The 13,911-nt window shown below is 45.5% G+C and carries 12 protein-coding genes, 2 rRNA genes and 1 other annotated feature; all 14 genes read right to left on the bottom strand.

Translation table 11 applies throughout. From position 1 onward, the window contains the following. Positions 1-2: 2 nt before the first annotated feature. Positions 3-1,403 carry a cysteine--tRNA ligase gene (gene cysS, locus BR62_RS0111555; protein ID WP_032870902.1) on the bottom strand — a complete coding sequence of 467 codons (1,401 nt, stop codon included), beginning with the start codon at positions 1,401-1,403 and terminating at the stop codon, positions 3-5. Then, positions 1,400-2,053 carry a serine O-acetyltransferase gene (gene cysE / locus BR62_RS0111550; RefSeq protein ID WP_007410393.1) on the bottom strand — a complete coding sequence of 218 codons (654 nt, stop codon included), beginning with the start codon at positions 2,051-2,053 and terminating at the stop codon, positions 1,400-1,402. Before cysE ends, cysS begins: the two co-directional genes overlap by 4 nt. 74 nt (positions 2,054-2,127) lie before the next feature. Beyond that, positions 2,128-2,361: a binding site (T-box leader), on the bottom strand. A gap of 2 nt (positions 2,362-2,363) precedes the next feature. After that, a complete protein-coding gene (gene gltX, locus BR62_RS0111545) occupies positions 2,364-3,815 on the bottom strand; it encodes a glutamate--tRNA ligase (protein ID WP_007410392.1) in 1,452 nt (483 codons plus the stop codon). 91 nt (positions 3,816-3,906) lie between these two features. Beyond that, positions 3,907-4,383, bottom strand: a complete 477-nt coding sequence (gene ispF, locus BR62_RS0111540) for a 2-C-methyl-D-erythritol 2,4-cyclodiphosphate synthase (protein ID WP_003156407.1) — start codon at positions 4,381-4,383, stop codon at positions 3,907-3,909. Next, positions 4,376-5,074 carry a 2-C-methyl-D-erythritol 4-phosphate cytidylyltransferase gene (gene ispD, locus BR62_RS0111535; RefSeq protein WP_015239038.1) on the bottom strand — a complete coding sequence of 233 codons (699 nt, stop codon included), beginning with the start codon at positions 5,072-5,074 and terminating at the stop codon, positions 4,376-4,378. The genes ispF and ispD overlap by 8 nt, the downstream gene beginning before the upstream one ends. Positions 5,075-5,086: 12 nt before the next feature. After that, a complete protein-coding gene (locus BR62_RS0111530; protein ID WP_003156403.1) occupies positions 5,087-6,187 on the bottom strand; it encodes a PIN/TRAM domain-containing protein in 1,101 nt (366 codons plus the stop codon). Positions 6,188-6,302: 115 nt separating this feature from the next. After that, positions 6,303-7,385: a DNA integrity scanning diadenylate cyclase DisA gene (gene disA, locus BR62_RS0111525; protein WP_007410390.1), complete on the bottom strand. Its 1,083-nt coding sequence runs from the start codon at positions 7,383-7,385 to the stop codon at positions 6,303-6,305. 3 nt (positions 7,386-7,388) lie between these two features. Beyond that, positions 7,389-8,768, bottom strand: a complete 1,380-nt coding sequence (radA, locus tag BR62_RS0111520) for a DNA repair protein RadA (protein WP_014416742.1) — start codon at positions 8,766-8,768, stop codon at positions 7,389-7,391. A gap of 94 nt (positions 8,769-8,862) precedes the next feature. Further along, positions 8,863-11,295, bottom strand: coding sequence for an ATP-dependent protease ATP-binding subunit ClpC (clpC, locus tag BR62_RS0111515; RefSeq protein WP_007410388.1), 2,433 nt, complete (start codon positions 11,293-11,295; stop codon positions 8,863-8,865). Next, positions 11,292-12,383 carry a protein-arginine kinase McsB gene (locus tag BR62_RS0111510; protein ID WP_003156398.1) on the bottom strand — a complete coding sequence of 364 codons (1,092 nt, stop codon included), beginning with the start codon at positions 12,381-12,383 and terminating at the stop codon, positions 11,292-11,294. The genes clpC and BR62_RS0111510 overlap by 4 nt, the downstream gene beginning before the upstream one ends. Then, the gene (locus tag BR62_RS0111505) at positions 12,383-12,940 is read right to left on the bottom strand and encodes a protein-arginine kinase activator protein McsA (protein WP_007410387.1); all 558 of its coding nucleotides are present in this window, start codon (positions 12,938-12,940) and stop codon (positions 12,383-12,385) included. Before BR62_RS0111505 ends, BR62_RS0111510 begins: the two co-directional genes overlap by 1 nt. Positions 12,941-12,953: 13 nt before the next feature. Beyond that, positions 12,954-13,418, bottom strand: coding sequence for a transcriptional regulator CtsR (gene ctsR, locus BR62_RS0111500; protein ID WP_003156396.1), 465 nt, complete (start codon positions 13,416-13,418; stop codon positions 12,954-12,956). A gap of 227 nt (positions 13,419-13,645) precedes the next feature. Then, a 5S ribosomal RNA gene (rrf, locus tag BR62_RS0111490) occupies positions 13,646-13,761 on the bottom strand. Positions 13,762-13,811: 50 nt separating this feature from the next. After that, positions 13,812-13,911 (bottom strand): 23S ribosomal RNA (locus tag BR62_RS0111485); the annotation flags it as partial.

The following is a 13,911-nucleotide window of genomic DNA, read 5'->3' as shown; positions in this document are numbered from 1 at the left end:
GCTTACTCTCCCCGCTTCCAGCGAGTTCCCTGGGCCGTATCTTCAAGAATGATATTCATGCTTTTCAGCTGATCGCGAATCTGGTCTGACAAAGCAAAATCGCGATTGCGGCGGGCTTCATTTCTCTTCTCAATCAACTCTTCAATCTGTTCGTCGACAAGCTCTTCTTCGCCGAGAGTAAGTCCGAGAACAGATCCGATTCTGTCAAACATGCTGATAAAGGCTTTAATGACGTGATCCGCCGTATTGTCTTCCTGCATGTAGTAATTGGCGAGCTTCGCCAGATCAAACCAAACGGAAATTGCATTCGCCGTATTAAAATCATCATCCATTGCTTCTTCAAACGCAGTGCGGTGCTCTTCGATTTTAGCGAGCCATTCCTCATCATTGTCAGTCAGATTCGTGCTGCTAATCAAACGATGGTTTAAATTACTGTAGGCCGTCTTCAGGCGGTTAAACGCGTTTTTTGTTTTCTCAAGCAGCTCTTCCGAATAGTTGATCGGGTGGCGGTAATGAACGGACAGCATGAAAAATCTCAAAAGCTGCGGGTCATGTTGCTTAATGATATCGTGCACCAAAACAAAGTTGCCGAGCGATTTTGACATTTTCTCATTATCGATATTGATATATCCGTTGTGAAGCCAGTATTTTGCGAATGTCTTGCCTGTTAATGCTTCAGATTGGGCGATTTCGTTTTCATGGTGCGGGAATGTCAGGTCCTGACCGCCGGCATGAATATCGATTTCGTCACCCAAATACTTTTTCACCATTGCGGAGCATTCAATATGCCAGCCCGGGCGGCCTTTTCCCCAAGGGCTATCCCATGAAATTTCTCCGTCCTTAGCAGCTTTCCAAAGAGCAAAGTCCAGCGCATCCTCTTTCTTCTCGCCGACACGGATACGCGCGCCTGATCTGAGTTCATCAATTGATTGCTGAGATAGTTTGCCGTACCCTTCGAAGGCCCTTGTTTTGAAATAGACGTCGCCTTCTGATTCATAAGCGTAGCCTTTTTTAATCAGTTCGCTGACAAATTCAATAATGGCGTCCATATTTTCCATGACCCGGGGGTGAAGATCCGCTTTCCGGCATCCGAGGGCGCCCACGTCTTCAAAATACGCTTTAATGAACCGTTCAGAAACGGTCGGGACGTCCTCGCCGAGCTCGTTGGCCGCCTTAATCAGTTTGTCGTCAACATCGGTGAAATTCGATACGTATTGAACATCGTATCCTTTATACTCTAAATAGTTGCGTACGGTATCATACACAATCGCCGGACGGGCGTTTCCGATATGAATATAGTTGTATACAGTCGGTCCGCACACGTACATTTTTACTTTTCCTTCCTCAAGAGGAACGAATGTTTCCTTTTTCCGTGTCAATGTATTATAAAGTGTAATGGTCATTTTTGGTTGATCCTTTCTTTTTTATCTTCCAGTTCAGCCTGCAGCTCAAAAATCTGCTGCTCCAATGCTCTTAACCGGTCAGCAACCGGATCGGGCAAGTCTTGGTGATTGAGATCGCGTTTGATTTTTCTTCCGTTCTGAATGACGACTTTTCCAGGTATGCCGACAACGGTCGAGAAGTCGGGAACATCACGAAGCACAACGGAACCGGCCCCTACTTTAGAACCCTGCCCGACCGTAATAGAGCCGAGCACCTTCGCTCCGGTTGCAATTAAAGCATCATCTTTTATGGTCGGATGCCGCTTCCCCTTTTCTTTTCCCGTTCCCCCGAGAGTGACACCTTGGAATACCGTCACGTTATTGCCGATTTCACATGTTTCCCCTATGACGACCCCCATACCGTGGTCAATGAAAAACCTTCTCCCGATGGTCGCGCCGGGATGGATTTCAATTCCGGTAAAGAAACGGGCAATCTGTGATATCAGGCGCGCCAGGAAGAAAAATCTCCGTTTATATAAAGCATGTGCAATCCGATGCGCCCATATAGCATGTAAACCAGAATAAGTTAAAACAACTTCGAAATAGCTTCTTGCTGCCGGATCTTGATCGAACACTGTATCTATGTCTTCTTTTAGCATTTTAAAAAACACATGCTTCCCCCCATTCTCTCCCCGCTCCAGTCTGTTTTTCCGCCTATAAAAAAAGCGCCTCTGCATGTAAACATGACAGAGACGCTTTTACCGCGCGGTTCCACTCTGTTTGAAAAACAAGTCACTGTTTTCCCAACTTAAAAGCCGGTAACGGCGGCGGCCGCCTTTAAATACTGATTTCCGCAGAAATGTTCTTCAAAGGTCTTAAGGGCGCACTTCTAAAACATGACGCATGAATCTCTCTCAGCCGATGAAGATTCTTTCTGTAATGGTCATTGTTTTATACTCTTCCCTGTCAACAATCGTATATTTAAATGCTTTTCAGGCGTCTGACGGCTGTTTCTCTGCCGATCAGCTCAATGGCCTGCGGAAGCTCAGGACCGTGTGTCTGACCGGTAACCGCTACGCGAATCGGCATGAACAGCTTTTTGCCTTTATGACCTGTTTCTTTCTGAACAGCTTTGATTGAGGCTTTGATCAGCTCAGGCGTAAATTCTTCAAGCTCTTCAAGCTTCGCAGCAAATACGCTGAGCACTTCAGGCACCTGTTCCTCTTCCAGAACGGCTTTTGCCTCTTGATTATACTCGATCTCATCTTTAAAGAACAAATCAGTCAGCTCGACAATTTCAGCGCCGTAGCTCAATTGCTCATGGTAAAGAGAAATTAATTTACGAACCCATTCCTGCTCCTCGGCAGAAAGCTCAGTGCCGACTTTTCCTGCTTTTTGCAGGTGCGGCAGGGTCAGCTCAACCACTTGATCAAGATCCAGCGCTTTGACGTATTGGTTGTTGACCCATTTCAGTTTATGCATATCAAACAGAGCCGGTGACTTAGACAAACGATTTACATCAAAAATTTCAATGAATTGTTCTCTTGTGAAAAGCTCTTCTTCACCGACGGGAGACCAGCCGAGAAGTCCGATAAAGTTAAACAGCGCTTCAGGCAGGTAACCCAGCTCATCATACTGCTCAATAAACTGGATAATTGATTCATCACGTTTACTTAATTTTTTGCGGCTTTCGTTTACGATAAGCGTCATATGTCCGAAGACAGGAACATCCCAGCCGAATGCCTGGAAAATCATGATCTGTTTCGGTGTATTTGAAATGTGATCCTCACCGCGGAGCACGTGCGTCATTTTCATTAAGTAATCGTCAATCGCGACGGCAAAGTTATACGTCGGTGTTCCGTCTTTTTTGACGATGACAAAGTCGCCGATGCCGTCTGATTCAAAAGAAATCTCGCCTTTTACGATATCGTTAAATGCGATGATTTTCCCTTCCGGCACGCGGAAACGGATGCTCGGCTGTCTGCCTTCGGCTAAAAACTGCTCCTGCTCTTCCTGAGTCAGGTTTCTGTGTTTGCCGGAATAGCGCGGCATTTCCCCGCGGGCGATTTGCTCTTCACGTTCTTTCTCAAGTTCTTCTTCCGTACAGAAACATTTATAAGCAAGCCCTTTTTCAAGAAGCTCTTCATAGTACTTTTTGTAAATGTCGTTACGCTCAGACTGGCGGTACGGGCCGTATTCTCCGCCGATATCCACACTTTCATCCCAGTCCATGCCGAGCCATTTCAAATAGTTGAGCTGGCTTTGCTCTCCGCCTTCAATATTTCGCTTTTTGTCCGTATCCTCAATCCGGATAATAAACTTTCCGCCTTGGCTGCGGGCAAATAAATAGTTAAAAAGCGCCGTTCTGGCGTTACCGATATGCAAATGTCCGGTCGGACTCGGTGCATAACGAACGCGTACTTCATTTCCCATGTTCAAATACTTCCTTTCATCTCGTCTGTAGCCTCTAGCCGAATATATGTATCTATTCTACCACCAAATAGACCGGGCATCAAAACAATGATCAGGCTTTTTGGATCAGAACGGTCGCCTGAGCGGCAATTCCTTCGGCTCTTCCGGTAAACCCGAGCTTTTCTGTTGTCGTCGCTTTTACGTTTACTTGAGAGACGTCCGCCTCAAGGCCTTCCGCTATCCGTTTTCTCATAGCATCAATATGCGGCGCCATTTTCGGCTTTTGCGCAATAATCGTGCAGTCTATATTTCCGAGTACGTACCCTTTTTCTTTTACAATGTTCCAGACATGCTGAAGCAGCTTAAAAGAGTCCGCATCCTTGAATTCCGGATCAGTATCCGGGAAATGCTTGCCGATATCTCCTTCACCTGCCGCTCCGAGACACGCGTCTGCGACTGTATGCAGCAATACATCAGCATCTGAATGTCCGAGCAGCCCCTTTTCATAAGGAATTTCAATTCCGCCGATGATGAGAGGACGGCCTTCCGTTAATTGATGCACATCAAATCCTTGTCCGATTCTAAACATTATGATTCCCACTTTCCGCTTTCATGATTGCTTCCGCAAATATCAGGTCATCCGGCGTTGTCAGCTTAATATTGGTATAGCTGCCTTCAACGATACTCACCTGATATCCATCAAGACGCTCGACGAGGCTGGCGTCATCCGTCCCTAAGAAGCCTTTGTTTTCCGCTTCCATATGCGCCGTCTTCAATAAAGAAAGACGAAAAGCCTGCGGCGTTTGAACGGCCCACAAGCTTGAACGATCAAAGGTCTCCGCAACCCGGGAGCCTTCCGCCCGTTTTATCGTGTCTTTCACAGGAACAGCCAGGACAGCCGCTCCCGCCTCCTCTGCTGTTTCCACGAGCTTATCGATATGCTGATGTGTGACAAACGGGCGCGCTCCGTCATGAACAAGGACGACCGATTCCTTATCAATCACTTTCAGTCCTTCGTATACACTGTGCTGACGCTCCGCACCCCCGGTAACAAGCTCAATTTCCGTCTGAATCGGAAATTGGGCCAGCAGCTGTCGAAAATCTTCCCGTTCACTCTCGTTTATCACCAGGATTATTTTCTGACAGGGTGCGTGGCTTTCAAAAACCCGCAGTGTGTGTATAATAACAGGTGCACCTTTTAAGCTGATGAACAGCTTATTTTTCCCGGCCTTCATCCGTTTTCCTTGTCCGGCAGCCGGAATAACGACAACATACTCCATATGAACTCCCTCTTAAAGAGCTTTCTCAAGCAGCTTGGGCTTGGCAAAAATCATTCGTCCCGCCGCTGTCTGCAGTACGCTGGTTACGAGCACATCAATATGTTTCCCTATATAATTGCGGCCTTCTTCCACAACAATCATCGTCCCGTCATCCAAGTAAGCCACACCTTGATTATGCTCTTTCCCGTCCTTAATCACCTGCACATTCATCTCTTCGCCCGGAAGCACAACCGGCTTCACCGCGTTTGCAAGGTCATTAATATTCAGTACCGCAACCTTCTGAAGCTCACATACTTTATTTAAATTAAAATCATTCGTCACAACGACGCCGGATGTCAGCTTCGCAAGTTTGACAAGCTTGCTGTCAACCTCCTGAATGTCCTCGAAGTCGCCTTCATAAATTTCAACCGTAATATCCAGTTCCTTTTGAATGCGATTCAAGATATCCAGTCCGCGGCGTCCTCTGTTACGTTTTAAAACATCTGAAGAATCAGCGATATGCTGTAATTCCTCCAGCACAAATTGAGGAATGACAATGACGCCTTCTAAAAAGCCCGTCTGACAAATATCTGCAATTCTCCCATCAATAATAACACTTGTATCCAAGATTTTCAGCCTTTTATCCTGTTCCTCCTGCTCCTCATCAGCACTTCCCTTTTTCTTCTGCATTCTTGCAGAAATGGAGAAAAGACTGATCAGTTCATCCTTTTTCTTAAATCCGACTTGGAAGCCCAGGTAACCGAGAAAGAAAGCCAGAAAGACCGGAATGATAGTGCTGAATATACGGTACGGAATATTGTCCAGCGGAATCACGTTTACAATGAGATATGCGATGATAAGTCCAAAAACCAATCCGAGACTCCCGAATAACAGATCCGGCACCGGAGCTCTCAGCAAAGAATCTTCAATCCATTTTACCCAATTAATCACATATTCTGTCGTCCATATACTGATGAGAAAAAAGATAATAGCACCAATTGCAGCAGACGTATATGCGTTTGTTATTAAAGGTATGTCCTGTATATTTGACAGCACAAACAATTCAGGTATTAAAAAGATACCGACAACGCCGCCCACAATAATGAAGAACGCCTGAACTATTCGTTTTAACATACCTCCACCTCCTTTTAAGTAGCATTTTTTCAGCAGACTGGGTCAGAGCCTACAAATTCAGAATAAACAAAAACTAACAATAATATACCCGGATTCCGACAGGTTTAAGCGATTCTTAAAGCTGTCTATCTATATAGTGTTTTTCCTGAAGGCGTTTTAAGCCTTTTTTGATTTTTTTGGCGCGCACTTCGCCGATACCCTCAACATCATCAAGCTCTTCTACAGTGGCTTCCGTTATGCTTGGCAAAAATCCGAACGCCTCAACCACATTTTCAACAATCGGCATCGGCAGACGCGGAATTTTGTTCAGCAGCCTGTATCCTCTCGGGAGCACATAATCATCAAGATTGGTAGAAGCCGGATATCCAAGCAGCTTAAACAGAATGGAATCATCAAGCAGATCATAGCTGGACATATCCTGAAGCTCTTTTAACAGCACGAACGGATCTTTGATTTTTTCTTTGACATAGTCTTTGATGAAAAGTGCCGCCTCTTCTTCCATGTCCGTAATCAGTTCAATCACCTGCAGACGGATTAAGTGGCCTTCCGTTCCGAGTTCTTTAATATACATATTGATTTCATTTTTTATTCGGAGCACCATTTCATATCGATGCATGACGGACAGCACGTCACTGAATGTCACAAGCTCCTCAAACTCTAATGCGTTTAAAGCCGTAATCGTTTTGTCTAAAATGGTTTTATACTTCTCAAGCGTTTGAATGGCCTGATTTGCCTTTGTTAAAATAAATCCTATGTCCTTTAGTGTGTACTTCATGCTGTCCTGATATAACGTAATGACATTTCTGCGCTCTGAAATGGCGATGACGAGACAGCCGGTCTGCTTCGCCACCCGTTCCGCCGTACGGTGCCTCATTCCCGTTTCTGAAGAAGAAATGGTCGCCTCCGGCATAAGCTGCGTATTCGCATAAAGAATTTTCTGGCCGGAATCACTTAAAATAATGGCACCGTCCATTTTGGCCAGCTCGTATAAGTGAGCGGGCGCAAATGATGTATTAATATGAAAACCGCCATCCACGACTTGCTTTACCTTATCATTGTATCCGACAACAATCAGGCCGCCTGTATTTGCCCGAAGTACATTCTCTATCCCGGCTCTGAGCGGGGTGCCCGGTGCAACGAACTGCAGAATTGCAGACAGGTCAAGCTCTTGTTTCGCCCCTTTTTTCTCTTTTTCCATCTATTATGATCCTCCTAATGAAGTACGAAGCGCTTCTGCAACATTTGCTACTCCGACAACCTCAATCCCTTTTGGTATTGTCCACCCGTCTGCATTCGCCTCAGGTATAATCATGCGCTTGAAGCCGAGTTTTGCCGCTTCCTTTACGCGCTGTTCGATTCTTGACACCCTGCGGACTTCTCCTGTCAGACCCACTTCACCGATAAAGCAATCTGCGGGATTCGGCGGTGTATCTCTGAAGCTTGAGGCAATGCTGACGGCTACTGCCAAATCAATCGCCGGTTCATCCAGTTTGACCCCGCCGGCGACCTTTAAATACGCATCTTGATTTTGAAGCAAAAGACCCACCCGCTTCTCAAGCACAGCCATAATTAACGATACCCTGTTGTGGTCAATGCCTGTAGCCATGCGGCGCGGGTTTCCAAAACTGGTCGGTGAAATGAGCGCCTGGATTTCAACCAGAATCGGTCTCGTTCCTTCCATTGACGCAACGATACTCGAACCCGATGCCCCGGCAGAACGCTCTTCCAAGAAAATTTCAGAAGGGTTCAGCACTTCCGTAAGCCCCTCTTCCCGCATTTCAAAGATGCCCATTTCATTTGTGGAGCCGAAACGGTTTTTTACGGCCCGCAAAATACGGAATGTATGGTGCCGCTCTCCTTCAAAGTATAGAACGGTATCGACCATGTGCTCAAGCAATCTCGGCCCCGCGATCGATCCTTCTTTTGTGACGTGCCCGACGATAAAAATAGGTATGCCGTTTGTTTTCGCAATTTTCATCAATTCGGCCGTACACTCTCTTACTTGTGATACACTGCCGGGAGCTGAGGTGATATCACTTTGGTAAACGGTCTGAATGGAGTCTACGACAACAAATGCGGGTTTCATCTCTTGTATAGCAGACGAAATATACTCCATATCGGTTTCAGATAAAACATGTAACATTTGGCTGTTGATTCCAAGTCTGTCGGCGCGCAGCTTCGTTTGCTTCACGGATTCTTCCCCTGAAATGTAAAGCACGCTGCCGGCCGTATCAGCTAATTGTGCGGATACTTGGAGAAGGAGCGTTGATTTTCCGATCCCGGGATCGCCGCCGATTAATACTAACGAGCCTTTCACAACGCCGCCGCCAAGCACTCTGTTGAATTCTTCAAGCTTTGTGTGAACGCGGGGTTCTTCCGATGTTTCAATTGATGTAATGGGTGATGGTTTCTGGACGGTTTGAACGGAGTGGGAGAAAGCCGCCCGCCGATTCGCCGGCGCTTTTTTTATGGTTTCTTCCACCATTGTATTCCAAGCCCCGCAGCCCGGGCACTTTCCCATCCACTTTGCGGATTCATAACCGCATGAGTGGCAGATGAATTTTGTTTTTGATTTAGCCATATATGTTGTAAGACCTCTTCCTTATCGAATATTTCTCTATATAACAAAGTGAGGCATACACTCGCTTACGTATGCCTCATGTTTGTCACTTATATTAGTTCGTTTTAGCAGTTGTTTTTACGACAAATTCGCCGTCCTCAACATCAAGAACAATGTGCTGGCCTTTATCAATATTGCCTCTGAGGAGTTCTTCTGATAACCGGTCCTCCACATGCTTTTGAATCGCTCTTCTTAACGGACGTGCGCCGTATTCCAAATCGACGCCCTCTTCTGCCACTTTTGCTTTTGCAGCATCCGTCAGCTCGATAGAGAGATCTTGTTCTTTCAGACGTTTTGTTAACTGATCAGACATAAGCGACACGATGTCTGTAAGATGTTTTTTCTCAAGGGAGTGGAAGACGATAATTTCGTCAATCCGGTTGATAAACTCAGGTCTGAAGGCACGCTTCAGCTCTCCCATGACTTTGTCTTTCATGTCTTTATGGTTTTGTGATTCATCCTGCACATTGAAGCCCACATATTTGTTACGTTTCAGCTCGCTCGCTCCGACGTTTGACGTCATAATCAGGATCGTGTTGCGGAAATCCACAGTGCGTCCTTTTGAATCAGTCAAGCGTCCGTCTTCAAGCACTTGCAGGAGAATGTTAAACACATCAGGATGCGCTTTTTCAATTTCATCAAGCAGTACGACAGAGTAAGGTTTTCTTCTCACTTTTTCTGTCAGCTGGCCGCCTTCATCATAGCCGACATATCCCGGAGGAGAACCGACAAGACGTGAAGTTGAGTGTTTCTCCATGTATTCGGACATATCCACTCTGATCATCGCTTCCTCATCACCGAAAATGGATTCCGCCAGCGCTCGTGCCAGCTCTGTCTTCCCAACGCCTGTAGGGCCTAGGAAGATGAATGAACCAATCGGGCGTTTCGGGTCCTTCAGACCGGCTCTTGCACGTCTGACAGCCTTTGCAACAGCTACAACAGCTTCATCCTGGCCGATGACGCGGGAGTGCAGAATGCTTTCCATATTGAGAAGCTTATCTGTTTCCGTTTGAGCAATTTTAGATACAGGCACCCCGGTCCAGCTGGATACAACCATTGCGATATCCTCTACAGAAACTTCGGAGTTCTCCTGGCCTTGTTTTTCTTTCCACGTTTTTTTCGTGTCTTCCACCTGTTCTCTCAGGCGCTGCTCCGTATCACGAAGGGAAGCCGCTTTTTCAAACTCCTGGCTCTGAACGGCAGCGTCTTTTTCCTTGCGAACTTCATCGAGTTTCTGCTCAAGCTCTTTTAAGTTCGGAGGCGTTGTGAACGAACGGAGACGCACTTTTGAACCGGCTTCATCAATTAAATCGATCGCTTTATCCGGAAGGAAGCGGTCAGAAATATAACGGTCGGACAATTTTACCGCCGCTTCAATCGCTTCATCGGTAATGGATACGCGGTGATGCGCTTCATAGCGGTCACGGAGTCCTTTTAAAATTTGAATGCTTTCATCGGCTGAGGGCTGATCGACCTGAATCGGCTGGAAACGGCGCTCGAGAGCGGCGTCTTTTTCGATATATTTACGGTATTCATCAAGCGTTGTCGCACCGATGCATTGAAGCTCTCCGCGGGCCAGTGAAGGTTTTAAGATATTCGACGCGTCAATCGCACCTTCTGCTCCCCCCGCTCCGATCAGTGTATGCAGTTCGTCAATGAATAAAATAATATTGCCGGCCTGACGTATTTCATCCATTACTTTTTTCAAGCGGTCTTCAAATTCTCCGCGGTATTTCGTCCCGGCTACAACCGTACCCATGTCTAATGTCATTACGCGTTTATCACGTAAAATTTCCGGCACTTCATTATTGATGATCTGCTGTGCGAGGCCTTCAGCAATCGCGGTTTTACCTACACCCGGTTCTCCGATAAGAACGGGGTTATTCTTCGTTCTGCGGCTTAATACCTCAATAACACGCTGAATTTCTTTGCTTCGGCCGATAACCGGATCAAGACTGTCTTCCTTCGCAATCGCAGTTAAATCACGCGCCAGACTGTCCAGCGTCGGCGTGTTTGCATTGCTGTTCGTACCGGATGCAGAAGATCCCGTCTCATTGCTTCCCAGAAGCTGCAGCACTTGCTGTCTCGCCTTATTCAAGCTGACACCGAGATTATTCAGAACTCTCGCCGCTACGCCTTCTCCTTCACGAATCAGTCCGAGAAGTATGTGTTCTGTTCCCACATAAGAATGTCCTAGCTTTCTGGCTTCATCCATGCTGAGCTCAATGACTTTTTTTGCTCTTGGCGTATAATGAATCGTTTGAGACATTTCCTGTCCCCGTCCGATTAAGCTCTCCACTTCTTTCTGAATTTTATCCGAACCGAGTCCGAGTGCTTGGAGTGCTTTAGCCGCAATCCCTTCTCCTTCACGAACCAGACCTAATAAGATATGTTCAGTTCCAATATTGTTATGGCCTAAGCGCAGTGCTTCTTCCTGTGCCAGTGCCAATACCTTTTGAGCTCGCTCTGTAAACCTTCCAAACATCATATCGAATCATCCTCCTGTCTATTTGCACTCATTTCTAAATGCAGCCTTTCCCTGATAAGAGCCGCTCTTCTCGCGTCTCTTTCGTTCGGCCGTAATGCACCGCCCGAATATTGCTGGAGAAAACCCGGCTGTGTCAAAATCATCAGTTCATTAAGTATATTGCTTGATAGCCCTTTAATGATCCCCAGGTCTATCCCCAGCCGAACGTCAGAAAGGCATTTCGCCGTTTCCTTTGATTCAATCATACGGCAGTTGGATAAAACACCGTAAGACCTGAATACCCGGTCCTCCAATTCAATTTTCGAGGTTTGGTAAAGCGCTTCTCGGGCTGAACGTTCCTGCTCAATCAGCTGGGCAGCCACACTGTTTAAATCATCTACAATGTCCTGTTCTGATTTTCCGAGTGTGATTTGATTTGAAATTTGAAAGATATTTCCTAATGCTTCGCTGCCTTCACCGTAAATTCCTCTAACAACTAAACCTAATTGGTTAATTGCCGGTATAATTCGATTCATTTGCCTAGTTAATACAAGGCCCGGCAAATGCATCATGACTGAAGCCCTTAGTCCCGTCCCTACATTTGTAGGACAGCTTGTTAAGTACCCTCTCTTCTCTCCAAAGGCGTAATCCACTTTCTCCTCAATCCAGTCATCAACCTGGTTTGCCGCTTTTATGGCATTGAGAAGCTGGAAGCCGGGGAAGAGGCATTGAATTCTGATATGATCTTCTTCATTTAACATAATGCTGACTTCTTCATTTTCAGAAAGCAGACAGCCGCCAAAAGGGGATTCCGTTAAATTCGGGCTGATCAGATGTTTCTCCATCAGCACCCGTTTTTCCAAAGGCTGAGCTTCACTCATTCTGATTAAATGAAATTGACCGATATCAGGCAGTTCTTTTCCTGAAAAGTGATCTTCGAATTGCTGAATGATGGATGAGGCTTCTTCATTCGTATACCGGGCGGGAAACTTTATATTTTCAAAGTTTCGGGCCAACCGTATACGGCTGCTGAGTACAATGTCACTTTCAGGTCCCTTTTGCTTCATCCAATTGCTTAGTGCGTCCTGAATAAAATGCTTGAGCGACATTACCCTTGTTCCCCCTCACTGTCTTTACTTTTTAACTTCTGCTCTAACGATCGGATCTGATCCCTGACCTCCGCTGCTCTTTCAAACTCTTCGTGGTGTATTAAAGATTCAAGTTCTTTTTTTAACATTTCCATTTGCCGTCTTACATGCAGGTTTCCGCCTATTCGTTTTGGAATTTTCCCGGCATGCACCGTATTCCCGCTGTGAACTTTTCGCAAGATCGGCGTAATTTGGCTGTAGAACGTATCGTAACATTCCGCACAGCCGAAACGCCCTGTTTTTCTCAGCTGCTGAAACGTCATACCGCATTTCTTACAAGCTGTCCCTTGCTCTGAATAGCCGAACATTTGAGAACCGGTGTTTTGAAATGAAGACTCCATATTCAGCAGTCCTGATAATAAATTATGGATCGAGAACCCTTGGTTTCCACTTATACTGTATGAATCGCTATTTTCTTTTGCACATTGTTCACAAATATGAACTTCTTGTTTTTCTCCATTAACAACTTTCGTAAAGTGAAAAGTGGCCGGTCTCTCATTGCATTCTTGACAAATCAATCTTTTCACCCGCTTACTTTAGTTTTAAAGATGTGAGCATTGCTTTCATCATTCTGGCTCTTAGTTCATCCCGTTCGGGCAAATCAATATATAGAACTGAACGATCCATTACACTCACCATCATTTTAGCTTCTCTTTCCGAAATAACTCCGTCCTCTAACAGTCTGAGAATAATGTCATCAGAGGCTGCCTGGGACAAGTGGGTATGAATCTGCGAAATAATATTATTGATGAGGACGACTTCGTTATTCATTTTAATTTTGATAATACGAATATAACCGCCGCCTCCCCGTTTACTTTCAACAATATATCCTCTTTCACTTGTAAATCTGGTGTTGATGACATAATTTATTTGGGAAGGAACACATTGAAATTTATCAGCGATTTCACTGCGTTTGATCTCTAAAATTTCTTTGCCATTTTGATCTAATACTTGTTTCAAGTACTGTTCAATGATGTCAGAAATATTATGTCCCACTCAACCCCCTCCTTCATTGACTTTGACTATATTTGACTTTAACCTTACTATAAGGTGTTTCGCAAAATTTTTCAACTGTATCGCTCTATCTCTATTATTTCCACTTTGCACAAGCATAAAACCTGCTTTTGCAAAAAGGCATATCGTTACGTTTCTCATATTATATAATGTATGCAGAAAAACACAAAAAAGGCAGCTCATAATGAGCTGCCTTTACCGTAATGATAGCTTGGCGGCGTCCTACTCTCACAGGGGGAAACCCCCGACTACCATCGGCGCTGAAGAGCTTAACTTCCGTGTTCGGCATGGGAACGGGTGTGACCTCTTCGCTATCGCCACCAAACCATTGAGAGTGTTCTCTCAAAACTAGATAACAGTAAGCATACATTCAAATTGGTTAAGTCCTCGATCGATTAGTATCTGTCAGCTCCATGTGTCGCCACACTTCCACCTCAGACCTATCAACCTGATCATCTTTCAGGGATCTTACTTC

Origin of the sequence: Bacillus sp. UNC69MF, from assembly GCF_000746035.1 — a bacterium.
GTDB lineage: Bacteria > Bacillota > Bacilli > Bacillales > Bacillaceae > Bacillus > Bacillus velezensis.
This window is presented reverse-complemented; position numbering and strand designations above follow the sequence as displayed.

Bases quoted from the DNA above. Each gene is read 5' to 3' on its own strand.
- ispF (WP_003156407.1), bottom strand. From the start codon at position 4,383: ATGTTTAGAATCGGACAAGGATTTGATGTGCATCAATTAACGGAAGGC.
- clpC (WP_007410388.1), bottom strand. From the start codon at position 11,295: ATGATGTTTGGAAGGTTTACAGAGCGAGCTCAAAAGGTATTGGCACTG.
- disA (WP_007410390.1), bottom strand. From the start codon at position 7,385: ATGGAAAAAGAGAAAAAAGGGGCGAAACAAGAGCTTGACCTGTCTGCA.
- gltX (WP_007410392.1), bottom strand. From the start codon at position 3,815: ATGGGAAATGAAGTACGCGTTCGTTATGCACCGAGTCCGACCGGACAT.
- BR62_RS0111510 (WP_003156398.1), bottom strand. From the start codon at position 12,383: ATGTCGCTCAAGCATTTTATTCAGGACGCACTAAGCAATTGGATGAAG.
- cysS (WP_032870902.1), bottom strand. From the start codon at position 1,403: ATGACCATTACACTTTATAATACATTGACACGGAAAAAGGAAACATTC.
- ispD (WP_015239038.1), bottom strand. From the start codon at position 5,074: ATGGAGTATGTTGTCGTTATTCCGGCTGCCGGACAAGGAAAACGGATG.
- BR62_RS0111530 (WP_003156403.1), bottom strand. From the start codon at position 6,187: ATGTTAAAACGAATAGTTCAGGCGTTCTTCATTATTGTGGGCGGCGTT.
- radA (WP_014416742.1), bottom strand. From the start codon at position 8,768: ATGGCTAAATCAAAAACAAAATTCATCTGCCACTCATGCGGTTATGAA.